Below are 21,922 nucleotides of genomic sequence, written 5' to 3'. Positions count from 1 at the left end.
TCAACGTTCATGATACCGCAATCCTCGCCGAAAAGAAACAGCCGCCCGGGAAGTCCCGGGCGGCTGAAAGAAAAATAAGTGCTCCAAGTCAAGAAGTCAAGGGTGAAGGCGGATCAGCAGCTCGTCCTGGAACTGCACGTCGAGAATCGAATACCGCACCTGCCATTTGCCGTCCGGCAGCGCGGAGACGGCGCCGGCCTCATAGTCGCGAGGCTCGAAGCCGACTTTTTTGGAATAGAACAGGTTCAGCCGGATCTTGTCCTTGGGCAGCATCCGATGCAGCTCATGCGCCGTATTGGCCGCCCAGATCTGCAGGTTCTTCTGCATCTTGGACCCGTAGTAGTCATAAAAATCGGTGTCGATGTCCGCCGACAGCTGCAGCCAGCCGTCCGCGTCCCGCTTTGCGGTCCAGCCCTTGAGCTTCAGCTCGCCGTCGCTCGCCGACACGCTGTCGAACTGCTTGGCCAGCAGGCTCGCGATCTCGTCCTCGGACGCGCCGACGAGCGTCTCCGGCAGCGTCGGCTTCAGGAAGCCGACCTTGGCCGGATCGATGGCGGCGGTTCGGATCAGCTCCACCGCATCCTCGGACGCCACGGCGAAGTTGAGGTCGGCCGCCGTATCCTCGTAGCCGGACGTCGTCAGGCCGATCAGCTCGCCGTACTGGTTGAACAGGCCGCCGCCGGAGCTGCCGTGGTCGATCGGGGCGCTGATCTGGTAATAGATGCTGCCGCCATCGTAGCCGAAGTTGCTGACGACGCCGACGGACACCGTGTTCTGGACGCCGAGCGGACTACCGATGGCGACGACCGGATCGCCCTTCTGCATGTCGTCGAAGCTGCCGAAGGTTACGGGATCGAGATCGAGCTCATCCTTGGTCAGCACGATCGCCAGATCGACCTTCTCGTCGTAGGCGGCGACGCCGACGATCGGCAGCGAGCGGCCGTCGTTGGTCTTGACGAAGCCGGACTTGGCATCCTGCATCACATGCAGGTTCGTCAGCACGTAGCGGTCGCCGACGACGACGCCGCTGCCCTGCCCGTAGTCGGTCTGGATGAGAACGACGCTGTCGTCGTTCTTCGCGACGATCTGGGCGGTCGTCAGGCGGCGCGCCTCGCGGGCCTTCTCTTCCCGCTGAAGCCGCTCCTCGAACTGCGCCTCCTCGGATTGGATGCGCACGACGCGCGCCGCGGCATCCCAGCGGACGGCGGCGCCGAACGCCTCCGAGACGAAGCGGATCGGCACGTACGTCACGCCGGAGCGCACCGTCGCCGGCGCGTCGAGCTTGACGCTCTTGCCGTTGACCGCCGCGTGGGAGGCGCCGATCTGGAGCGTCAGCGTCAGATAGCCGCCGCTGCTCGCGATGACGGTGCGGGTCGTCGGCTCCCAGGTGACCGTGGCGCCGAGCGCCTTGAACAGATCCTTCATCGGCACGAGGATCGTGCCCTTGCTCTGGATCGGCTGAGCCTGCAGGCTCAGCTTCTTGCCGTCGAGCGTGACGGAGATCGCGGCGGCCTTGGCTGCCGGCGCCTGGACGGCGGCAGGCTGGGCCGCCGCCGGGGAGGCTCCGGACGCGAGCAGGGCGACAGCCAGCACGGGCGCGGCCAGCGCGGACAGGCAGCGGACGGGACGAATCTTAAAGCTGGTCAATGGTCGGGATCCCTCTTTTCAAGTACAAGCCGAACGTACCGGTTTATACGAAACTTCCCGTATTCTACCATCCGTTTAGAAGAGTTGTCCACGGGAACAAGCCCGCGTTTGGAATCCTCGCGGCGCGCATGCTATAGTGAAGCGAGTCCAACGCGAAGAGGAGAATCCTGCCATGACCCAAACATCCAATCTGTCGCCGTATGTCGGGCTGCTCGGCATGGAGCGGCATATCGAAGGCGGCTGGTTCAAGGAAATGTGGAAAGCTTCCTACCAGATCCCGCATGAAGTGCTTGGCGCCCCTTATTCCGGCGCGCGCGCCGCTGCCAGCTCCGTCTATTTCCTGCTGCATCCCGGAGAGGAGTCGGCATGGCACAAGGTGCTGTCCGACGAGCTGTGGCTGTTCCACGCCGGCGGCCCGCTGGAGCTGACGCTCGGCGGCCACGGAGACAAGCCGGAGGAGCAGCAGAAGCTCATCCTCGGCCTCGACATCGCAGCCGGCCAGTCGCCGCAGGCGCTCGTGCCCGCCGGCGCTTGGCAGACGGCCCGTCCGCTCGGCGACGAGCCCGTATTCGTCACCTGCATCGTCGCCCCGGCGTTCCACTATGACGACTTCACGCTCGTCGTCGAGGCGGACAGCTAGCGCTTGCGCCGCAGACGGAGCGGATTTTCCGCCCCGACAACAAGGGACGACCCCGATTCTCCTATCGGGGCCGTCCCTTTTGGCATGCCGTCCCGCGCTCGCCTGCGCGCCCGGCCTAAAGCCGCGTCAGCTCCTTCGGATACGAGGTCAGCACCTGCGCCTCGCCGTCGTCGCCGATATAGATATCGTCCTCGATCCGCACCCCGCCCAGCTCGGGAATGTAGACGCCGGGCTCGACCGTGAACAGCATGCCGTGCTGGATCGGGTCCGAGTTCTCTCCGTGCACGGACGGCTGCTCGTGGATCTCCAGCCCCATCCCGTGGCCGGTGCGGTGGGTGAAATAATAGCCGAATCCTTCCTTCTCGATCGCGGCCCTCGCGGCCCGGTCGACTTCCTGGAGCGGCCTGCCGGCGCGCGCGGCGGCGATGCCGGCGAGGTTGGCTTGAAGCACGGCGTCGTAGATCCGAAGCTGCGACGCCGAGCCTTCGCCGAGGATGAAGGTCCTCGTAATGTCCGAGCAGTAGCCGTCCTTGAACACGCCCATGTCGATCAGGAGAAAGTCGTTCTCCTGCAGCTGGTAGCTGCTCGAGCGGCCATGCGGCAGCGCGCTGCGCACGCCCCCGAGCACGCTCGTCTCGAACGCCGGCCTGTCGCCGCCGAGCCCCCGCATGCGGTACTCGATCTCCGCGTTCAGCTCGAGCTCCGACACGCCGCGGCGCACCTTGGACACCGCCTCCTGCAGCACCTGCTCGGCGAGCGCGACAGCCGTCTTGACGCGCTCGATTTCGTCCGCGGACTTGAACAGCCTCAGGCTCATGATGAGCGGACCGGCGTCCACGAAGTCCGCCTGCGGGTAGACGGCGGCCATGCGGACGAAGCTCGCATGCGTCAGATGAGAGCTCTCGACGCCGATCCGCCGGGCAGCGGAAGCTCCGCAAAGGCGTTGCAGAAGCTCATACGGGCGATCCGTGTCGCCGACGGCCGCAAGCCGCTCCACGCTCGCCGCTCCGCGGGCGCTCTCCTCGTCGAGAGCGGGTACGAACAGCGTATAGCCGTCCATTCCCGGCTCCGCCACGAGCGCCATGAACCGCTCGTGCGGATCGCTGTAGAAGCCGGTCAAATAATAGATCGTCGCCGGCGAGGTGAAGATCGCCTTGTCGAAGCCGGCCGCCTTGACCGCTTCCTTCACGCGCAAATACCTCATTTTAAAGGGAGATTGGCTCATCGTCTCTCGGTTGCCTCCTGTCAGCCGCCCAGCGGCTGGGGTTGTCGCATTATTGTACCATATCGCCCCTGGGCGTGGAGTAGCCGCAGTCCGCTCAGGGCAAGGTAAACCAAGAGGTGATGGCGATGAACGATACGGCAAGGAATGGATTGCTGTTTTTGGGAGGCTTTCTGAATGTCGGGGTGATCGCGACGATCGTCGTCGTCGTGCTGCTCATCCTGTGGAGCCGCAAGCGCGGCGACCGCAAAGGGGAAAGCTACTTGAGCGACGACCATATGCGCAAGGTCGAGCCCGCGCCGGCGAAGGACGAGAGCCGGGACAGAGGCTGAGCGCGCAAAAGCTAGGGACAGTCCGGGCCGCAGACGCGGCCTTTTTTCATGCGGTCCGCCCCGCAGTTGACCGGAGCAAGGCTGGAGGAGTAACGTTAGAGGCAAGTCAACGAAAGCGAGGAACCGCCATGTCCATACCGATCCGAACGCCAGAAGAAATCGAGCAGATGCGCCGGGCCGGCCGTATCGTCGCCGAGTGCCATCGCCGCATCGGCGCCATGATCCGCCCCGGCGTGACGACGATGGAGATCGAGCGGATGGTCGACGCCTACATCCGCAGCCAGGACGCGATCCCCTATACCATCGGCTACAACGGCTATAAATACGCGACCTGCGCCTCCGTCAACGACGTCATCGCGCACGGCTTCCCGAGCGACGCGCCGCTCGCGGACGGCGACCTGGCGACGATCGACATCGTCGCCCAGGCGGACGGCTGGATCGCCGACTCCGCCTGGACGTACGCGGTCGGCACGCTGCCCGAGAGCTCGCGCAAGCTGATGCAGGTGACCAAGGAATGCCTCGACATCGGCGTCTCCCTCGCCCAGCCGGGCAACCGCATCGGCGACGTCATGCACGCGCTGCAGAAGCATGCCGAGCAGAACGGATTCTCGGTCGTGCGCGACCTGCTCGGCCACGGCGTCGGGCGGCAGCTGCACGAGGAGCCGAACTTCTCCCACGTCGGCAAGCCGGGCAAGGGCTTCCGCCTCAAGGAAGGCATGGTGCTGACGATCGAGCCGATGATCAACGAGGGCAAGCTCGAGATGTTCATCGAGACCGACGGCTGGACCTGCAGGACGATGGACGGCAAGCGCTCCGCGCAGTTCGAGCATACGATCGCGATCGTGGAGGGCGGGCCGATCGTCCTGACCGAGCAATGATCCGTCCGGCATCCCGCTCCACCCGAGCAAGCCGTCAACCGGCGTGTCCAGCGTGCAACGGAATGCAATCAGCTAAGGAAATATGCCCGATCAGGGAGCCGCGCGTCGCGCGGCTCTTTTTGTGCTGCCGCCGCAAGCGCCTGGCTCTCCCCTGACGTAGAGCTCAGAAATTCTTCAGAAAGCTCTCCGTTCGTTTCTAAGAACTCTTCGGTAAGATGAGTCTCGTCGAGCCCGGAAGAGGCCGATTGAAGCATTCGGGAGGGATGACGGATGATCAGCGCCGACCTGCCGGCGCCAGCGGCCGATCCTATGGCGAATTCGCCTTGTGGTCCTATGCCAGCGCCGCCGTCTGGACGGGTCTGATGTTTTCGATTGGCTACGCGGCAGGAGATACCTTCTGAGCCTGTCCGCCCGCATCCATGCGGAAACGGCAGCGATCGCGATCCTCGTCCTAGCGCTGATTTTCGTGCTCCGGAAGCTGCGTCGGACCGCTGCGGCGCGGCGCGGATGGCGGATGGACAGGCCGGAAAATGAGAACGATACGCGAAAGGGGAAGTTGCCTATGAGCGAACTAAGCGGATATCAGCAGACGCTGCATTTCATGCAGCAATTCTTTGAATCGCCGAAACAAGTCGGGAGTCTCGTGCCGAGCTCCCGCTTCCTGGCCCGCAAGATGGCGGAAGCCGTGCCGTGGGAAGAAATCGCGGCCATCGCGGAACTCGGAGCGGGAACAGGCGCGATTACGCGAGAAATTTCGCAGCGGTCCAAGCCTTCCGCGCAGGTGCTGCTGTTCGAGAAGGAGAAGGGGATGCGGGAGCGTCTGGCACGGCGGTTCCCGGATTATCGCGTATTCGAGGATGCCGGCCGCCTCGATTTCGCGATGGCGCAGGCCGGCATCGCATCGTTGGACGCCATCCTGAGCGGCCTGCCTTTCTTCAACTTTCCCCGGCAGATGCGCAAGGCTCTCCTGGACCAATGCTTCCAGGCGCTGAGGCCGGGCGGCTGGCTGATCGCGTTCCAGTACTCGCTTCAAATGCGCAAGCCGCTCGGCAGCCTGTTCGCCATGGATCGGATCGAATTCGAGCTCCGCAACTTTCCGCCCGCATTCGTCTATGTCTGCCGGAAGGAAGAGAATCTCCCGGATTCGGATAAGAGAGCGGGGGAAAGCGAATGAGCAACCGAATCCTGGTCGTCGATGACGATTCGGAAATCCGCGACGTCATCCACGTCTATCTGCGCAACGAAGGCTTCGAGGTGCTCGAGGCCGCTGACGGACGACAAGCGCTGGAGCTGCTGAAAACCAATGAAGTGGGGGTCATCATCCTCGACGTCATGATGCCGGTCCTGAACGGCATCCAGACCTGCATCCGGATCCGGGAGACTTCCATGACGCCGATCATCATGCTTTCCGCCAAGGAAGAGGACATTGATAAGATCAACGGGCTTTCGACCGGGGCGGACGATTACGTCACGAAGCCGTTCAGCCCGCTGGAGCTGCTGGCGCGGGTCAAGGCGCAGCTGCGCCGGCAGACGTTCCTGGCCAAGGATGCGTCCAGCTCTTCCGTGCTGACCGCGCAGGAGCTGTCCGTCGACAAGGACCGGCATGCCGTCACGCTGTCAGGCAGGGACATCGCCGTCACTCCGCTGGAATTCGCCATCCTGGAGCTGCTTCTCTCGCATCCCGGGCAAGTGTTCAGCGCGAACCGGATCTACGAACGGGTCTGGAACGAGCCGTCCGGACATTCCGAAAATACGGTCATGGTTCACATCCGCAACCTGCGCGAGAAGCTGGAGGATGATCCGCGCAAGCCGCGCTACATCAAGACGGTATGGGGAGTAGGATACAAAGTTGAAAAATAGCTTCTGGTCCCGCTTTCTCGGTCGCCGGACGTTCCGCATGAACCTGCTCTGGACGGTCGGGCTAAGCCTCGTCATCGCGCTCGCGGTCGGCATCGCCGTATCTTTCAAAGTCAATAGCCTGTCGAACGGATACAAGTACAACTATATTACGATGATCGTTCTGGTCTCCTCCTTCATGATCAGCTTCCACCTCATGACGAAACGGATCATCCGGGACTTCACCGCCATTTCCCAGGGCATCGAGCGGATGGCAGAGGGCGGCTTGAGCGTGCGCATCTCGATGGACCGGGAGGATGAGCTGGGACGCGTCGCATCCGGCATCAATGCCATGGCGCAGCGGCTGGAAGCGCAGATCAGCAAGGAACGGCAGCTGGAACAGTCCAAGATGGAGCTGATTACAGGCATCTCGCATGATCTGCGCACGCCGCTGACCAGCATCATCGGCTATGTGGACCTGCTGCGGAGCCGATCGTACCGGGACGCCGACGAGCAGCAGCGGTTCATCGACAATACCTACAGCAAAGCCGTTTACTTGAAGTCGCTTATCGACGATCTGTTCGAGTATACGCGTCTTTCAGGAGGAGCCGTGCCTCTGCGCCTGCAGAAGGTCAGCATCAGGGACCTCTTGGAACAGATGGCGTTCGAATTCGAGCCTATCGCCAAAGAGAACCGCGTGGAGCTTGCCTCCTCGCTTGGCCAGGCTGAAGCGTCCGCCACCATCGATATCGAGAAATTCGTCCGAGCGGTCGAGAATCTGCTCATGAACGCGCTGAAGTTCTCGCTCAAGCCCGGTACGATCAGGATTCGGTTGAAGGAAGAAGACGGCTTCATCTCGGTGATCGTGGAGAATCGGGGCGAGCCGATCACGGAGGAGCAGGAAAAGCATCTGTTCGACCGCTTCTACAAAGCCGACGACTCCCGCAGCACCCCGCGCATCCAAGCCGGAGCGGGCCTCGGCCTCTCCATCGCCCGGAGCATCGCGCAGCAGCACGGCGGGGACATCGCACTGAAGCATCAACGGGGCTTCTTTGCCTTCGAGCTCCGATTGCCGAGGGGAAAAGACCCCCGTTTCAAGACGCTCTGAACCTGAGCCTGCCGCTACGGACAAGTCGGCTAGATGCATCCGTGCAAAACCGCTTGGCCATGAAAAAAACACGTCCCGAGGGACGTGTTTTTTCATGGCTTCCGAGGCGCCTCAGCTGCCGCTCGCGGCCTTGAGCGCCGCCTTCATCTGCGGATCTTCCTGCTGCAGCTTGTCGCGCAGCTTGGCCATTATCGCGTGGGACGTCTTGTCGCCGACGACGCCTGTCGCCTCCAGGCCGTTGTCCCGCTGGAAGCCGCGCACGGCCTCCGTCGTCTGCTCTCCGAACACGCCCGGCACCGGCGCCGCCGGATAGCCGAGCGCCTCCAGCATCGTCTGCAGCGTCTTGACGTAGTCTCCGTAGTCGCCCTGCTTGCTTTCCTGACCCGTCGGGAGCATGGGCAGCGTCGCGTAGGCCGGCAGCTCCACCTTGACGTCCGGCTCGACGCCTTTTTTGTGGATCGACTGGCCGCCAGGCGTCTTCCACTGCGCCTCGGTCAGCTTGAGCACGGACTTGTCGTTGAACTGGCCGAAGCTCTGCACGATCCCCTTGCCGAAAGTCGTCATGCCGACGACCGTTGCTCCGGCCGATTCCTTCAGCGCCGCGGCGAGCACCTCGCCGGCGCTGGCGGTCTGGCCGTTGACGAGCACCGCGATCGGCAGCTCGAGCTTCGTCTTCTGCTTGGAGTAGTACTTCTGCACCTTCTTGTCGTCCTTGTAATCGACCTCGAGGATGAGCTTGTCCTTCGGAACGAGCCGGTTCGCGATCTCGATCGTCGGCGTCAGCAGTCCGCCCGGATTGGAGCGGAGGTCGAGCACGAGCCGGCTCATGCCCTTGTCCTGCAGCGCCTTGAGCGACGTCTCGAACTCCTTGGCCGTCGACTCCGCGAAGCGCGAGATCGTAATCCGGCCGACGCCGTCCTCCAGCAGCTCATGCGTCACCGTCGTCACCGGGATCGGCGCCCGCGTCAGCTCTACGGTCAGCTGCGGCCCGTCGGATCTGGCGAGCGTCACCTTGACCTTCGTGCCCTCCTCGCCTCGGAGCAGCGCGACCAGCTTGTCCATGCTGATGCCCTTGACCGGAGTCCCGTCGACCTGGACGATCTCGTCCCCGGTCAGCAGGCCGCCCTTCTCGGCCGGCGTATCCTTGATGACGGTATCGACCAGATAACGCCCCTCCTCCTGCCGCACCTGCACGCCGATGCCGACGAACTCCGGCTGGTAGCTCTGGACGAAGTCCTGGCCCTCGCTGCCCGGCAAGTAGACCGAATACGGATCGTCGAGCGAAGCGAGCATGCCCTTGGTCGCTCCGTTCAGCAGCGCCTCCGGCTCGGCTCCGAACAGGAAGTCCTTGTTGATTTCCTTATAGGAGGCGTTGAAATTGGCGAAAACCTTCTCCTTCAGCACCGGGTATTGGACAAGCATCGATATCCTGCCCGCTCCGAAGCCGACGATCAGCGCCGCCGCCGCTCCCAGTACGCACCATGTCGCCAGCCGCTGCCTAGCGGCCGTTCCGCGCTCTCTCATGACTGATCTCTCCGCTTCCGCCCGAAGGCCTCAGTTTCTGTATCCCTTCACTTTATCTCATTTGGCAGGCGCGTTCAATTTTGCCGGCTCGGCGCGGCTTGTCGCCCTGCGCCGGCGTCCGGTACAATGAGAGGGATCAAGCTCGCGGCCCGGCCGAATAGAGACAGGAGAGAAACCGATGTACAAGCTGATTGCAATCGATGTGGACGACACGCTGCTGAACGACGATCTGGAGGTGACGCCCGCGACGCGCGACGCCCTGGCCGCCGCTCTGGAGCGCGGCGTGACGGTGACGCTCGCGACGGGAAGGATGTTCGCCTCCGCCCGCCAGGTCGCCGAGGGACTGGCGCTCAACGTGCCGATCATCACGTACCAGGGCTCGCTCGTAAAGACGCTGCTGGACGGCCAGGTGCTCTATGAGCGCTATGTGCCGGCCGATGCGGCGGCCGAGCTGGACCGCTTCTGCACGGAAAGGGGACTGCATCTGCAACTGTACGTGGACGACCGGCTGTACGTGCGCGAGGACAACGACAAGGTCAAGGCCTACGCGCGCCAGTCCAATATTCCTTATGTCGTCGAGCCGGACTTCGGCTCGCTGCTGAGCCGGCCGCTGCTCAAGATGCTCGTCATCGACGAGCCGGCGCTGCTCGATCGCATCGCCGCGGAGCTGCAGCCGCTGCTCGGCAGCCGCATGCACATCACCAAGTCCAAGCCGCATTACCTGGAGTTCATGCACAAGGAAGGCACCAAGGGCCATGCGCTGCGCTTCATGGCCGAGCATGTCGGCTGCTCGCTGGACGAGACGATCGCCATGGGCGACGCCTGGAACGACCGCGAGATGCTGATGGAGGCCGGCCTCGGCGTCGCCATGGCCAACGCGCAGCCCGCGCTCAAGGAGCTGGCCGATTACGTCACGCTGTCCAACAACGAGGACGGGGTCGCCCATGTCGTGGAGAAGTTCATCTTGAGCTGATAGGCTTCGGCAAATGAAAAATCCAGGCCAGCCGGAATCGTTCCGGCTGGCCTGGATTTTTTGCGGGTTCAGCGGGTTCGAGCCTCGCCGAGGGCCGGGCTCTGCAGCCAGCCCCGGGGCCTTGGCGATCAGATGCCGGCCAGCACCTGATACCAGATGCCGCGCTTGGAGTACAGCTCTTTTTTGACCTGCGGCCAGCCTCCGAGGTAATGGATGTCGAACAAGCCGGGCGGAGTCGTATAGCTCGCTGCCGCCTCCGCTGCGGCCTGCGGCTCGACGGGACGGAAGCCCTGGGTGCCCAGATACCGCTGCGTCTCCTCGCTGCGCAAGAATTCCAGGAACGCCTCCGCCACCTCGCGCGTTCCGCGCTTGTCGACGTTGCGGTCGACGACGGCCGCCGGATTCTCGATCAGGATCGTATCGTCCGGGATGACGATGTCGTAGTCGACGCCCTTGGCGATCCGGGCGAGCAGCTCGTTCTCGTAGGTGACGATCGCGTCGCCCACGCCATACTCGAACGCGGCCATCGACGCGCGCCCGCTTTTGTCGAGCGACTCGATGTTCGCATGCACGCGCTCCAGATAGCCCTTCGCGTAGGCCGGATCCTTTTGGCCCGTCACGCGCTCCGATTGCTTGAGCCCCGCCCCATAGATGGCGTTGATGTCCCACTGGGCGCCGCCGCTCGTCTGCGGATTCGGATAGAGCACCTTGACGCCGGGCTTCATCAGATCCTCCCAGCCGCGGATGCCGAGCGGGTTGCCGGCGCGCGTGCCGATGACGGCGATCGACGTCGTGATGTTGCCCCGGTAAGGCCCCTCCCGCCAGTCATGCTCGATCAGCCCTGCGTCGCGAATGCGCTGCAGGTCGCCCTCCATCGCCAGCACGGCGACGTCGGCCTCGAAGCCGCCGATGATCGCGCGCGCCTGCGTGCCCGACGCCTCGTACGACTCCTGAAAGACGACCGTCTGTCCGGTCTGCTCCTTCCATTGCTCCTTGAACCTCGGCAGCAGCTCGGCGAACACGTCCTTGACGACCGAGTAGGCGCCGATGACGAGCGTCACATCTCCTTGCGCAGCCGCCGGATCGGCCTTCGGGGAGGCCGATCCGGAGCATCCGCTCAGCAGTCCCAGCAGAAGCAGCAGGCTGCCGGCTATCCCGCCCGCCCTGCGAAGGGAAGGGGTTCGGGTCCGATTCGTTGGCATCGCATTCTCCCTTAGATGATGACAGGCATCGGATCGACTTTGAGCTTGTTCTCCATGATCCAGCTGTCGGATTCGTTGAACAGATAGGCGCGGTGGATGAGGATGTCGACCGGATCGCCCGGCTTCAGCACATCCTTCTCCAGCGAGCGGTAGGTGATGAGGCGGATGTCGCCGATCTCGAGCTCGACCATCCACTCGCTGCCGCGGAAATGGATATGACGCACGACGCCGCGCATCGTCGCCGAGGCGAGCGTGATCTCGCCCGGCTTGCCGATCTCGATGTACTCCGGACGGATGAGGCCCCTCGTGCCGGTCCAGGCGGCCGCTTCCTCGAAGCCGTGCAGCGCGGCGACGTTGTCGACCGTCGTCGACTCGCCGATGAATTCGGCGACGAACTGCGTCTCCGGATTTTTGTAGATCTCCCAAGGCGTGCCCTTCTGCTCCAGGCGGCCCTTGCTGATGATCATGATCTCGTCGGCGACCTCGATCGCCTCGTCCTGGTCATGCGTGACGAAGATCGACGTGATGCCGACGCGCTCGATCATCTCCTTGAGCCATGTGCGCAGCTCGGAGCGGATCTTGGCGTCGATCGCCGCGAACGGCTCGTCGAGCAGCAGCAGCTGCGGCTCCGGCGCGAGCGCGCGGGCGAACGCCACCCGCTGGCGCTGGCCGCCGGACAGCTGGGCCGGATAGCGATGCTCGAAGCCTTTGAGCCCGGTCAGCTCGATCAGGCTCTGCACGCGCTCGCGGATCGCATCCTTGGGCAGCTTCTTGACCTTGAGGCCAAAGGCGACGTTCTCGAACACGGTCATATGCTTGAACAGCGCATAGTTCTGGAAGACGAAGCCGATGCCCCGCTCCTGCGGCGGCAGGTCGTTGACGCGCTTGCCGTGGAAAAGGATGTCGCCGGCGGTCGGAGCCTCCAATCCCGCGAGCATGCGCAGGATCGACGTCTTGCCGCCGCCGCTCGGTCCGAGCAGGCCGATCAGATGGCCTTTCTTGATGCCGAAGCTTACGTCCTGGACCGCCTTGAAATCGCCGAACGACTTGCTCAGCCCATTGACCTCGATATGCATGTCAATGCACTTCCTTTCGCTTTTTCGCCCATTCCATCATCAGCAGCAGCCCGACGGAAAATGCCGCCAGCACGAGCGCCACGCCGTTCGCGGCCAGTACGTTGAAGTTCTCTACATCCTGATAGACGAGCGTCGTCGCCGTCTGCGTCAGGTTCATGATGTTGCCGGAGACGACGAGCACGGCTCCGAACTCGCCGAGCGTGCGGGCGACCGTCAGCACGACGCCGTAGATGACGCCCCAGCGGATCGACGGCCAGGTGACTTTCCAGAACGTGTACCACGAGTACGCGCCGAGCATCGTCGCGGCCTCCTCCTGCTGGCTCCCGATCTCCTGCAGCACCGGCATCACCTCGCGCACCATGAGCGGGAACGTGACGAACAGCGTCGCGATGACCATGCCCGGCAGGGCGTAGACGATCTTGATGCCCGCCCCTTCGAGCAGCGCTCCGAGCGCCGTGTCCGGTCCGACGAGCAGCACGATCATGAGGCCGCCGATGACCGGCGAGACGGCGTAGGGCAGGTCGACGATGCTGTTGAGCAGCCCCTTGATCCGCGGATGCAGCCACGCGGCGCGCACGAGGTAGATGGCCAGCATGACGCCGAAGACGGTGTTGATGAGCGTGACGAACACGACGATGATGCCGGTCATCATGAGCGCATGGAGCGCCTCCGGGCGCAGCAGCGCGTCCAACAGGCCCGAGACGCCGTCCTCGAGGGAGCCCGTCGCGATCTTGACGAGCGGCACGACGATCAGCAGCGCGAAGACCGCGTAGGTCAGTCCGATCCACAGCCTTCTCATGTGCGCTTCCTCCTTCCCTGCACGAGGTTGATGCCCCACAGGATGAGGAAGCTGAGCGTCAGCAGCAGCACCGATACCGCCGCGGCCGCCTGGGTGTCGTCGCTCTCGATCTGGCCGAAGATGTACACCGAGGCGACGAGCGTGCGGCCGGGAATGTTGCCGGCGACGAGCACGACCGCGCCGAACTCCGCGAGCGCCCGCGAGAACGCCAGCATGCCGCCGCTGACGATGCCGGGCAGCATTGTCGGCAGGATGACCCGGAAGAAGGTGCGCGGCCGGGAAGCGCCCATCGTGTAGGCCGCCTCCTCCTCGGAGGCGTCCATCTCCTCCAGCAGCGGCTGCACGCCGCGGATGACGAACGGGAACGTGACGAACACCATCGCGATGACGATGGCCGGCTCGTGGAAGACGATCTCGAAGCCGAGCTTCTCCGCGGCGAGCCCCGCCCAGCTGTTCGGACCGAGCAGCAGCAGGATCATGAGGCCGCCGACGGCGGTCGGCAGGGCGAACGGCAGGTCGACCAGGCTGCCCAGCAGCCTGCGCCCGGGAAAGCGGTAGCGGATGAGCACCCAGCCGATCATCGTGCCGAGCGCGACGTTGATGAGCGCCGCAAGCACGGCCAGCCGGACCGTCAGCAGCACCGCCTTCCAGGCGATCGGATCCGCCACGCTGTCGGCGAAGGCGCCCCAGCCGAGCGAGAACGACTGGACGTAGATGCCGAAGATCGGAAGAATGACAAGAAGAAAGAAGTAGAGCAGGATCGCCGATCGAAAGCCGAAGCTCCACCAGCTGCTGCGAAGCCTGATGTTCACGTTGCCGGACAACCTCCTAAGCTCGTGCCCACGAAGGTACGATTCTTTGCGCTAATCGGATTTCAATATTCCCATTAAGTTACTTGGTATTAACGCTACTGTACCAGAGTCCCCGCGATTCCGTCAATGCGAAAAAGGTCGGTTTACTCGGAATAAGGCCGCTCCCCGGCCCGACGCAAAAAAGCCGCTCCCTCGCCTGCGGGCAGACGGGGAACAGCTTATGGGAGGACGGCGCAACGAGCGCCGCCCGATGCATGAATTCAAGCGCGGGACGGCCGGTCAGTCCTCGAGCGCGACATAGATCGTCTCGCCGGCGGAAATTGCGGCCTGTCCCTGGGTCAGGTCGGTCATCCAGTCGATGAAGCGGTCCGACTCGGCGGCTGGCGGCAGGCAGCGGACGACGACGCGGTCGGTAAAGTCGACGCCGCCGACAAGCACGCCGCGGGCATGCAGCTCGTTCTCGATCTTGCCGTACCAGGTATAGTCGACCTCGACGGCAATCTCGCGATGCAGCACGTTCGTGATCGCGCCGGCCGCCTCGATGGCGGCGACAGCGCCGTCCGTGTAGGCGCGGATCAAGCCGCCGGCGCCGAGCATGATGCCGCCGAAATAGCGGGTGACGACGATCGCGACGTTTTTGAGGCCCTGATGCTTGATGACCTCAAGGATCGGCTTGCCGGCGGTGCCGCTCGGCTCGCCGTCGTCGGACGCTTTTTGATGCTCGTCCCGCTCGCCGACGACATAGGCCGAGCAGTTGTGCGTCGCGTTCCAGTGGAGCTTCTTGATCTCCTCGATGAAGGCGATCGCCTCGGCCTCGCTCTCCACCGGACGTCCGTAGCCGATGAAGCGGGACTTCTTGATGACGATCTCCTTGGAGCCGGGCTCCCGGAGCGTGCGGTAGCGGTCCAGCATCGAGCCGTCCGCCTACAGGCGGGCTTCCAGCTCGGCCTTCTCCTTCTCGTAGCCGGGCTTGCCGAGCAGGGCGAACATGTTCTTCTTGTACGCCTCGACGCCCGGCTGGTCGAACGGATTCACGCCGAGCAGGTAGCCGCTGATGCCGCATGCCTTCTCGAAGAAGTAGACGAGATAGCCGAACGTATACGGCGTCAGGTCGGCGATGTTCACGACGAGGTTCGGCACCTGGCCGTCCGTATGCGCGAGCAGCGTGCCCTCGAACGCCTTTTTGTTGACGAAGTCCATCGTCTTGCCGGCGAGGAAGTTCAGGCCGTCCAGATCGTCCGGATCGCTGCCGATCGTAATCTGCTCCAGCGGCTCACCGACCTGGATGACCGTCTCGAACAGGTTGCGGTTGCCTTCCTGGATGAATTGGCCCATCGAGTGCAGGTCGGTGGAGAAGTCGACGGCCGCCGGGAAGATGCCCTTGTGGTCCTTGCCCTCGCTTTCGCCGTACAGCTGCTTCCACCACTCCGAGACGAAGTGCAGGGACGGCTCGTAGTTGACGAGGATCTCCGTCGCCTTGCCCTTGCGGTACAGCGCGTTGCGCGCCGCGGCGTACTGGTACGCCTCGTTCTCCGCCACGTTCGGGTTGGCATATTCCTTGGAAGCGTCGGCCGCGCCCTGCATCATGGCGTCGATGTCGATGCCGGCCGCGGCGATCGGCAGCAGGCCGACCGCCGTCAGCACGGAGTAGCGTCCGCCGACGTCGTCCGGAATGACGAACGACTCGTAGCCTTCCTCCGTCGCGAGCTTCTTGAGCGCGCCGCGGGCCTTGTCCGTCGTCGCGTAGATGCGGCCGCGCGCCTCTTCCTTGCCGTATTTCTTCTCCAGCTGCTCGCGGAATACGCGGAACGCCAGCGCCGGCTCCGTCGTCGTGCCGGACTTGGAGATGACGTTGATCGACCAGTTCTTGCCCTCGAGCGCCTGCAGCAGATGCGTCACATACGTCGAGCTGATGTTGTTGCCGGCGAAGAACACCTGCGGTCCTTTGCGCTCGCCGCTGGGCAGCACGTTGTAGAACGAATGCGACAGCATCTCGATCGCGGCGCGCGCGCCGAGGTAGGAGCCGCCGATGCCGATCACGACAAGCGCTTCGGAGTCGGAGCGGATCTTGTCCGCCGCCTTTTTGATGCGGGCGAACTCTTCCTTGTCGTATGCGGTCGGCAGGTCGATCCAGCCGAGGTAGTCGGAACCGGCTCCGGTTCCGTTATGAAGCTGCTCGTGGGCCAGGCGGATCGGGCCCTCCAGGTTGTCGATCTCGTTTTGGCCCAGGAATCCGAGCGCCTTGCTGTAGTCGAAGCGGATCGTTTTGCTCATGACGAAAAATGCCTCCTTCAAGTTCGGGTGAGAGCACCCGTCCATACTCGCGTCCGGCCGCCGGGGCCGGTCCCGTTCGCCTTGCGGCATGTCCTAAGGATACTGGATGCGGCTGGCGAAAACAAGCAACCCCAGACCCCTTTCATGGAAGCTTCACGAACGCTATGGTAGACTGAAAGAGATGCTTCAGCGCTCGATGAACTTTCGAAGAAAGCAGGTGTTTCGCATGACTTTATCCATCGCTTTTATCGGCCTCGGCACGATGGGCTCGCCGATGGCCGCCAACCTCGTCCGCAAAGGCTTTTCCGTCGCCGTCTGGAACCGTACGCCGGGCAAGGCCGAGGACCTCAAGGAGCTTGGGGCCGCGGAAGCCGGATCGCCGGCCGAGGCGGTCCGCGCGGCCGACGTCGTCATCACGATGCTCAGCAACGACGATGTCGTGCGGGAGCTGTACCGCGGCGAGGGCGGCATCCTGTCCGCCGTGCGTCCCGGAACGGCTTTGATCGACCACAGCACGATTTCCCCCGCGCTGGCGCGCGAGCTCGCGACCGCGGCGGCGGAGACGGGCTGCGGCTTCCTCGACTGCCCGGTGACGGGCAGCAAGCCGGCCGCCGTATCCGGCACCCTCGTCTTCATGGCCGGCGGCGAAGCGGAGCTGCTGGAGCGCGTCCGCCCCGTGCTGGACGCGATGGGCACCAAAATCGTGCATCTCGGCCCGTCCGGCAGCGGCTCCGTCGCCAAGCTCGGCCATAATGCCATCGTCGCGATCAACAACCTGGCTCTGGCCGAGGGCTTGTCGATCGCGGTCAGCGGCGGCCTCGAGCCGGCCAAGTTCCTCGAAGTCGTGCGCGCCGGCGGCGCCGGCAGCAAGGCGGCCGAGCTCAAGTCGTCCAAGCTGCTGGAGGGCGACTACAGCGTGCAGTTCTCGCTGGCGCTCATGCTCAAGGACCTGCGGCTCGCCTCCTCCTTGTCGGACGGCCTGAACGTGCCGACGCCGATGCTCGAAGCCGCCAAGAGCCTGTTCCAGGCCGGCAGCGCGGCCGGCTACGACCAGGAGGACCTGATCGCGGTCGCCAAGCTGTACGAGCAGTGGATCGGCCAGCCTCTCGGCGAACGGCCGGAGAACGGCTGATTGCCATGACGAAGGGCTGAACGCTCCGTCCGGACATCCGGATCAGACGCTCAGCCCTTTTTCTTTTCACCGATAGGAGGCCAGCGGCCCTTCGAAATAAACGATATGCGCGATGCGGACATGCAGCGAGCGGTCGGCCAGATGTGAGGGGAGGCGCGTCCCATGCATGCCGAGGCAAGTCACGGCTTTTCGGGCAGCAGCCTGATCTCCTTGCCGTCGGCTTCATAGCGGTAAGTCGTCCCCGTGCTCGGATCGGTGATCGCTCCCGTCCGTTCATCCAGCTCCAGCCGGAAGGTAGAGGACCTGTCCAGGGCATCCTGCACGCTGGCCGCCTTGGTTCCGTCCACATTGCGTTTGTAGATCATGATGCGGTTGGATGGTTCCGTCACGATCAGCTCCGGCTCCCCGTCGCCATCGATATCCGTCTCCTGCTCGAGCTTTTTCCCGACAGGGAAAAAGACGCGAATCTGTTCCTGCGAACGGTCGACCCAGAGCGAGCAGGGCTTTTTTTCCTCGCCCCATCCGCATTTGCCTTCCAGCTTGAATGCAGAGTCTCCATAAAAGGAGGTCGGTACGATGTCGAGCTCGTTGGAAGCATGCTTGCCGACCTCGAAAACCCTCTCCTCCGGCTCTCCGCCCGCCCCCATCAGCTGAAAGCCGTTCCCGCGGCTCGTATAGTCATTGACCGTCTGCTCGAACGCGATCGTCCTCGCTCCCTCCTGCCACTCGGAAGCCTCCGTGATCTTCACGGCTGACAGCGGGATGGGCTGGACGCTATGCGGCATGAAGACATTCAGGACAGCGCCCGCTTCCGTCTCTTCCAATCCGCCCTGAAAATGAAGGGGCTTGCCCGCAGAGGAGGCGGAACCCTCGGAAGCGGCTGCCTGCGGCTGCGCCTTCCCGTCTGCTTGCCAACGCTTCTCCAGCTGAAGCATGAGATCCGGCTGAACCGACAGCAGCACCAGCAAGGCTGTCATCGCTGCCAGCGCAGCTGCTCCCGCGACCGCAAAGAGGCTTGGCTGACGCCGCGCTGATGGCCGATCGGCTGCTTGCCGGAGCACCTGCTTCTTCATCTCCGCCGTGAACCGCCCCGAGGCGCCGCCGTCGGCAGCTTCCCCATACCAATCGGGAATGTCACTGTTCATCGTTCCTTCGCCTCCATTCGCTCTCTACCCTGCGCCTGGCACGGCTCAGGCGGGACTTGACCGTGCCGACGGACAATTCCAGCGTCTCTCCGATTTCCTTCAAGCTTAGACCGTGGTCCAGCTCCAGCAGCAGCGCTTCCTTGAGCTTGAACGGCAGCTTCAGCACGATCTGTCTCAGCTCTCCTGCCGCAGCCGCATCGAGATAGGAGGATTCTGCCGAACAGGCGCTTCCTCCGCCGTCAACCCGGGCGAACAAGATGATGCGTCTAAAATAGGCGGAGCGCAACTCGCTCAGCGCCGTATTCCGCGCGATCGCGAACAGCCAGGTGCGCATGGACGACTGGCCTCGATACCCTTGCAGGCTACGGTACGCCTTGAGGAACGTTTCCTGGGTGACATCGCCAGCCAGCGCATGGCTCCTCGTCAAGGCAAGCGCGTACCCGAATACGGCGTCGCCATGCTCGTCCATCAGCTTGGCCAGTTTTTCTCGATTCTCTGCTTCATTCCGCTCCGACTCGCTCAAGCCCGATTCGGATGGAGGTTCGTTGCCAGGCTTGGCGCGAAGCCGGCTGTCATTGCCTTTTCGCCATGCGTAAGGACTTGCCGTGCCCTCTTTGCCGATTCTCCTCACCTCCTCGTCGCTTAGACTCGGCCCGATATCCAAAGGTTCCCTCGTAATCCAAAATAATTAAGCGAACGCCAAAAAGGCAAGCCGTCCGTAGACGGCCTGCCTTCGTTTTCAGAAGAGATCAGGGAAATGAGGGCGTTTCTACTCTTGGATATAGCTGCAGCAGTAATCCGTCACGCGGCTCACGACGAGCTTGAACTTCGCATTTGCCGGCACGGTGAACTCGCCTTCGCCTTCGATCGCGATCCATTCCTCGCTGTCCGGCAGCTGGACCTTCAGGCCGCCGGCCAGAATCTCCATGATCTCCTTGCTGTCGGTACCGAACTCGTATTCGCCGGGCAGCATGATGCCGAGCGTTTTTTTCGTTCCGTCCGGGAACAGGACGGTGCGGCTCGTCACCTTGCCGTCGAAGTAGATGTTCGCCTTTTTGACGGCGGTGACGTTTTCGAATTGGGACATGAATTCGTGCTCCTTCGGGTGGTAGTGGTTCGACTCTTTACCGCTTTAGCATACCACAACAATGGATCAAGAAAAAGCCGGAAAAGGCGGGGAGCCTTCTCCAGCATGTTGCAGCGGAACGCCGCTGATCTCCATGAATATCCGGGGGATCGTGCCGACGGAAAGGTCTGCCGCTTACAGCAGCTCTTTGACCTTGGCGACGACGTTCTCCACCGTGAAGCCGTATTCCTTGATGACGCGGTCGCCAGGGGCGGAAGCGCCGAACGTGTCGATGCCGAGCACCGCGCCGCCGTCTCCCGTGTAGCGATGCCAGCCGAACGGATGCGCCATCTCGATCGCGAGACGGGCTTTGACGTCCGGCAGCAGGACGGAATCGCGGTACGCTTTGTCCTGGCTGTCGAACAGATCCCAGCTCGGCATGCTGATGACGCGGACCTGGATGCCTTCGGCCGCGAGCGCCTTTTGGGCGGCGACGGCCAGCTGCACCTCGGAGCCGGTCGCCAGCAGCTGCGCCTGCGGCTTGCCGCCCTGCGCGTCGGAGATGACGTAGGCGCCGCGCTTGATGCCCTCGCGAGCGTTCTCGGCCGTGCCTTCGAGGATCGGCAGGTTCTGGCGCGTCAGCACGAGCGCGACCGGATTCTTCTTGTTCTCGAGCGAGTACGCCCACGCGGCGGACGTCTCGTTGCCATCGGCCGGACGGATGACCGTCAGGTTCGGAATGACGCGGATGCTCGCCAGCTGCTCGACCGGCTCATGCGTCGGGCCGTCCTCGCCGACCGCGATGCTGTCATGCGTCAGCACGTAGGTGACCGGCAGGCCCATGAGCGCCGCCAGCCGTACCGCCGGACGCAGGTAGTCGGTGAAGACGAAGAACGTGCCTCCGAAAATCTTCATGCCGCCATGCAGCGCGATGCCGTTCATCGCGGCGGCCATGCCGAACTCGCGGATGCCGAAGTAGATGTTGCGGCCTGCATAGTTGCCCGGCTTATACACGTCGATGCCTTTGAGATGGGTCATCGTGGAGCTTTCCAGGTCGGCGGAGCCGCCGGCCAGGGCAGGAACGTTCTTGGCGAGGCCGTTCAGCGCGTTGCCGGAAGCGACGCGAGTCGAGACCGCCTTGTCGGACGGCGAGTAGGACGGCAGATCCGCGTCCCAGCCTTCCGGCAGGTCGCCGCTGACGGAGCGCTTGAACTGCGCGGCCAGCTCCGGATACGCCTGCTCGTACTTGGCAAACTTCTCGTCCCATGCGGCATTGGCCTGCTCGCCTTTTTGCTTCACTTCCGCGAAGTGCGCGCGGACTTCGTCCGGCACATAAAACGGCTCTTCGGAAGCCCACTCGTAGAACTTCTTGGTCAGCACCGTCTCTTCGGCGCCGAGCGGGGAGCCGTGCGTGCCGCCATGGCCGCCCTTGCCGCCCTTGTTCGGGCTGCCGAAGCCGATCATCGTCTTCACTTCGATCAGCGTCGGCTTGGACTTCTCGGCCTGGGCCGCGGCGATGGCCGCCGCCAGCGCGTTCAAGTCGTTGCCGTCCTCGACGCGCAGCACCTGCCAGCCGTAGCCGTCGAAGCGCTTTGCCACATTTTCGGAGAAGCTCAGGCTGAGCTCGCCGTCGAGCGAGATGTCATTGGAATCGTACAGCATGATGAGCTTGCCGAGCTGCAGATGGCCGGCGAGCGAGGCGGCTTCATTGGAGATGCCCTCGGAAAGGTCGCCGTCGCCGCAGATCGCGTACGTGTAGTGGTCGACCAGCTCGAGGCCGTCCTGGTTGTAGACGGCGCCGAGATGAGCTTCCGCCATCGCCATGCCGACGGCCATGCCGACGCCTTGGCCGAGCGGTCCCGTCGTTGCGTCTACGCCTGCCGTATGGCCGAATTCCGGGTGGCCCGGCGTTCTGGAGCCCCACTGGCGGAAGCTCTTGAGGTCGTCGATGGAAAGATCGTACCCGGACAGATGGAGCAGGCTGTAGAGCAGCATCGAGCCGTGTCCTGCGGACAGCACGAAGCGGTCGCGGTTGATCCAGGTCGGGTTGGAAGGGTTATGAGTCATCGTCTTGGCGAACAGCTGGTAGCCCATCGGCGCGGCGCCCATCGGCATGCCCGGGTGGCCGGAGTTGGCTTTTTCGACCGCGTCGATGGAAAGCGTGCGGATCGTCGTAACGGAAAGCTGGTCAATCGTAGCTTGGCTGATGGCCATGAAAGAATCTCCTCCTAGTTTCGGCGGTTCAAGCGTGTCGCT

Annotated in this window: 21 protein-coding genes; 8 read left to right on the top strand and 13 right to left on the bottom strand. The window is 63.5% G+C overall.

From position 1 onward, the window contains the following. Positions 1 to 96 precede the first annotated feature (96 nt). A complete protein-coding gene (locus tag B8V81_RS16880; protein ID WP_052333464.1) occupies positions 97 to 1,647 on the bottom strand; it encodes a stalk domain-containing protein in 1,551 nt (516 codons plus the stop codon). A 172-nt stretch (positions 1,648 to 1,819) separates the two neighbouring features. On the opposite strand from B8V81_RS16880, the gene B8V81_RS16875 reads away from it, so the two are divergent. After that, the gene (locus B8V81_RS16875) at positions 1,820 to 2,287 is read left to right on the top strand and encodes a cupin domain-containing protein (protein WP_028599947.1); all 468 of its coding nucleotides are present in this window, start codon (positions 1,820 to 1,822) and stop codon (positions 2,285 to 2,287) included. 115 nt (positions 2,288 to 2,402) lie between these two features. Here the strand turns inward: B8V81_RS16875 and B8V81_RS16870 are convergent, their stop codons facing one another. Then, positions 2,403 to 3,512, bottom strand: a complete 1,110-nt coding sequence (locus B8V81_RS16870; RefSeq protein ID WP_028599948.1) for a M24 family metallopeptidase — start codon at positions 3,510 to 3,512, stop codon at positions 2,403 to 2,405. Positions 3,513 to 3,637: 125 nt separating this feature from the next. Here B8V81_RS16870 and B8V81_RS24940 point away from each other — a divergent pair, with 125 nt between their 5' ends. The 5 genes from B8V81_RS24940 (at position 3,638) to B8V81_RS16850 (ending at position 7,663) form a co-directional block, all read left to right on the top strand. After that, positions 3,638 to 3,841 carry a hypothetical protein gene (locus B8V81_RS24940; RefSeq protein WP_146000521.1) on the top strand — a complete coding sequence of 68 codons (204 nt, stop codon included), beginning with the start codon at positions 3,638 to 3,640 and terminating at the stop codon, positions 3,839 to 3,841. Positions 3,842 to 3,969: 128 nt separating this feature from the next. Continuing rightward, complete coding sequence (gene map, locus B8V81_RS16865; protein ID WP_101808811.1) at positions 3,970 to 4,719, top strand: type I methionyl aminopeptidase; 750 nt, start codon at positions 3,970 to 3,972, stop codon at positions 4,717 to 4,719. 562 nt (positions 4,720 to 5,281) lie between these two features. Further along, entirely contained in the window at positions 5,282 to 5,893 is a 612-nt protein-coding gene (locus B8V81_RS16860; RefSeq protein WP_101808810.1) for a class I SAM-dependent methyltransferase, read from the top strand. Continuing rightward, positions 5,890 to 6,579: a response regulator transcription factor gene (locus tag B8V81_RS16855; RefSeq protein WP_101808809.1), complete on the top strand. Its 690-nt coding sequence runs from the start codon at positions 5,890 to 5,892 to the stop codon at positions 6,577 to 6,579. Before B8V81_RS16860 ends, B8V81_RS16855 begins: the two co-directional genes overlap by 4 nt. Next, positions 6,569 to 7,663, top strand: coding sequence for a HAMP domain-containing sensor histidine kinase (locus B8V81_RS16850; protein WP_244912784.1), 1,095 nt, complete (start codon positions 6,569 to 6,571; stop codon positions 7,661 to 7,663). Before B8V81_RS16855 ends, B8V81_RS16850 begins: the two co-directional genes overlap by 11 nt. A gap of 111 nt (positions 7,664 to 7,774) precedes the next feature. On the opposite strand, the gene B8V81_RS16845 is transcribed toward B8V81_RS16850, so the two are convergent. Beyond that, on the bottom strand, positions 7,775 to 9,187 hold the full coding sequence (locus tag B8V81_RS16845) for a S41 family peptidase (protein ID WP_101808808.1): 1,413 nt from the start codon (positions 9,185 to 9,187) through the stop codon (positions 7,775 to 7,777). A 178-nt stretch (positions 9,188 to 9,365) separates the two neighbouring features. Between B8V81_RS16845 and B8V81_RS16840 the strand changes: the two genes are divergently transcribed. After that, positions 9,366 to 10,160, top strand: a complete 795-nt coding sequence (locus B8V81_RS16840) for a Cof-type HAD-IIB family hydrolase (protein WP_101808807.1) — start codon at positions 9,366 to 9,368, stop codon at positions 10,158 to 10,160. 128 nt (positions 10,161 to 10,288) lie between these two features. Here B8V81_RS16840 and B8V81_RS16835 read toward each other — a convergent pair whose 3' ends face one another. From B8V81_RS16835 to B8V81_RS16810, 6 genes are all read right to left on the bottom strand, one after another. After that, positions 10,289 to 11,362, bottom strand: a complete 1,074-nt coding sequence (locus B8V81_RS16835; protein ID WP_101808806.1) for a sulfate ABC transporter substrate-binding protein — start codon at positions 11,360 to 11,362, stop codon at positions 10,289 to 10,291. A gap of 11 nt (positions 11,363 to 11,373) precedes the next feature. Next, positions 11,374 to 12,438, bottom strand: coding sequence for a sulfate/molybdate ABC transporter ATP-binding protein (locus B8V81_RS16830; protein ID WP_101808805.1), 1,065 nt, complete (start codon positions 12,436 to 12,438; stop codon positions 11,374 to 11,376). 1 nt (position 12,439) lies between these two features. Then, entirely contained in the window at positions 12,440 to 13,237 is a 798-nt protein-coding gene (locus B8V81_RS16825) for a sulfate ABC transporter permease subunit (protein WP_101808804.1), read from the bottom strand. Continuing rightward, on the bottom strand, positions 13,234 to 14,049 hold the full coding sequence (cysT, locus tag B8V81_RS16820; protein WP_101809446.1) for a sulfate ABC transporter permease subunit CysT: 816 nt from the start codon (positions 14,047 to 14,049) through the stop codon (positions 13,234 to 13,236). The genes B8V81_RS16825 and cysT overlap by 4 nt, the downstream gene beginning before the upstream one ends. A gap of 279 nt (positions 14,050 to 14,328) precedes the next feature. Beyond that, a complete protein-coding gene (locus B8V81_RS16815; RefSeq protein WP_101808803.1) occupies positions 14,329 to 14,961 on the bottom strand; it encodes a YigZ family protein in 633 nt (210 codons plus the stop codon). Between the two features lie 12 nt (positions 14,962 to 14,973). Next, on the bottom strand, positions 14,974 to 16,323 hold the full coding sequence (locus B8V81_RS16810) for a glucose-6-phosphate isomerase (protein WP_101808802.1): 1,350 nt from the start codon (positions 16,321 to 16,323) through the stop codon (positions 14,974 to 14,976). Positions 16,324 to 16,519: 196 nt separating this feature from the next. On the opposite strand from B8V81_RS16810, the gene B8V81_RS16805 reads away from it, so the two are divergent. After that, the gene (locus B8V81_RS16805) at positions 16,520 to 17,455 is read left to right on the top strand and encodes an NAD(P)-dependent oxidoreductase (RefSeq protein WP_146000520.1); all 936 of its coding nucleotides are present in this window, start codon (positions 16,520 to 16,522) and stop codon (positions 17,453 to 17,455) included. A 179-nt stretch (positions 17,456 to 17,634) separates the two neighbouring features. Here the strand turns inward: B8V81_RS16805 and B8V81_RS16800 are convergent, their stop codons facing one another. The 4 genes from B8V81_RS16800 to tkt form a co-directional block, all read right to left on the bottom strand. Continuing rightward, a complete protein-coding gene (locus B8V81_RS16800) occupies positions 17,635 to 18,600 on the bottom strand; it encodes a hypothetical protein (protein ID WP_101808800.1) in 966 nt (321 codons plus the stop codon). Further along, positions 18,590 to 19,231 carry an RNA polymerase sigma factor gene (locus B8V81_RS16795; RefSeq protein ID WP_280522988.1) on the bottom strand — a complete coding sequence of 214 codons (642 nt, stop codon included), beginning with the start codon at positions 19,229 to 19,231 and terminating at the stop codon, positions 18,590 to 18,592. The genes B8V81_RS16800 and B8V81_RS16795 overlap by 11 nt, the downstream gene beginning before the upstream one ends. Positions 19,232 to 19,369: 138 nt before the next feature. After that, on the bottom strand, positions 19,370 to 19,687 hold the full coding sequence (gene ppnP, locus B8V81_RS16790; protein ID WP_101808798.1) for a pyrimidine/purine nucleoside phosphorylase: 318 nt from the start codon (positions 19,685 to 19,687) through the stop codon (positions 19,370 to 19,372). 174 nt (positions 19,688 to 19,861) lie between these two features. Next, entirely contained in the window at positions 19,862 to 21,880 is a 2,019-nt protein-coding gene (gene tkt / locus B8V81_RS16785) for a transketolase (RefSeq protein ID WP_028599962.1), read from the bottom strand. Positions 21,881 to 21,922: the final 42 nt, after the last annotated feature.

The organism is Paenibacillus pasadenensis (assembly GCF_002864175.1).
GTDB lineage: Bacteria > Bacillota > Bacilli > Paenibacillales > Paenibacillaceae > Paenibacillus_O > Paenibacillus_O pasadenensis.
The sequence above is the reverse complement of the archived record's forward strand: the minus strand, read 5'-3'. Positions and strand labels throughout refer to the sequence as shown.

Coding starts and splice junctions, on each gene's coding strand:
- B8V81_RS16875 (WP_028599947.1), top strand. CDS start 1,820: ATGACCCAAACATCCAATCTGTCGCCGTATGTCGGGCTGCTCGGCATG.
- B8V81_RS16870 (WP_028599948.1), bottom strand. CDS start 3,512: ATGAGCCAATCTCCCTTTAAAATGAGGTATTTGCGCGTGAAGGAAGCG.
- B8V81_RS24940 (WP_146000521.1), top strand. CDS start 3,638: ATGAACGATACGGCAAGGAATGGATTGCTGTTTTTGGGAGGCTTTCTG.
- map (WP_101808811.1), top strand. CDS start 3,970: ATGTCCATACCGATCCGAACGCCAGAAGAAATCGAGCAGATGCGCCGG.
- B8V81_RS16860 (WP_101808810.1), top strand. CDS start 5,282: ATGAGCGAACTAAGCGGATATCAGCAGACGCTGCATTTCATGCAGCAA.
- B8V81_RS16855 (WP_101808809.1), top strand. CDS start 5,890: ATGAGCAACCGAATCCTGGTCGTCGATGACGATTCGGAAATCCGCGAC.
- B8V81_RS16845 (WP_101808808.1), bottom strand. CDS start 9,187: ATGAGAGAGCGCGGAACGGCCGCTAGGCAGCGGCTGGCGACATGGTGC.
- B8V81_RS16840 (WP_101808807.1), top strand. CDS start 9,366: ATGTACAAGCTGATTGCAATCGATGTGGACGACACGCTGCTGAACGAC.
- B8V81_RS16835 (WP_101808806.1), bottom strand. CDS start 11,362: ATGCCAACGAATCGGACCCGAACCCCTTCCCTTCGCAGGGCGGGCGGG.
- B8V81_RS16830 (WP_101808805.1), bottom strand. CDS start 12,438: ATGCATATCGAGGTCAATGGGCTGAGCAAGTCGTTCGGCGATTTCAAG.
- B8V81_RS16825 (WP_101808804.1), bottom strand. CDS start 13,237: ATGAGAAGGCTGTGGATCGGACTGACCTACGCGGTCTTCGCGCTGCTG.
- B8V81_RS16815 (WP_101808803.1), bottom strand. CDS start 14,961: ATGCTGGACCGCTACCGCACGCTCCGGGAGCCCGGCTCCAAGGAGATC.
- B8V81_RS16810 (WP_101808802.1), bottom strand. CDS start 16,323: ATGAGCAAAACGATCCGCTTCGACTACAGCAAGGCGCTCGGATTCCTG.
- B8V81_RS16805 (WP_146000520.1), top strand. CDS start 16,520: ATGAACTTTCGAAGAAAGCAGGTGTTTCGCATGACTTTATCCATCGCT.
- B8V81_RS16800 (WP_101808800.1), bottom strand. CDS start 18,600: ATGAACAGTGACATTCCCGATTGGTATGGGGAAGCTGCCGACGGCGGC.
- ppnP (WP_101808798.1), bottom strand. CDS start 19,687: ATGTCCCAATTCGAAAACGTCACCGCCGTCAAAAAGGCGAACATCTAC.
- tkt (WP_028599962.1), bottom strand. CDS start 21,880: ATGGCCATCAGCCAAGCTACGATTGACCAGCTTTCCGTTACGACGATC.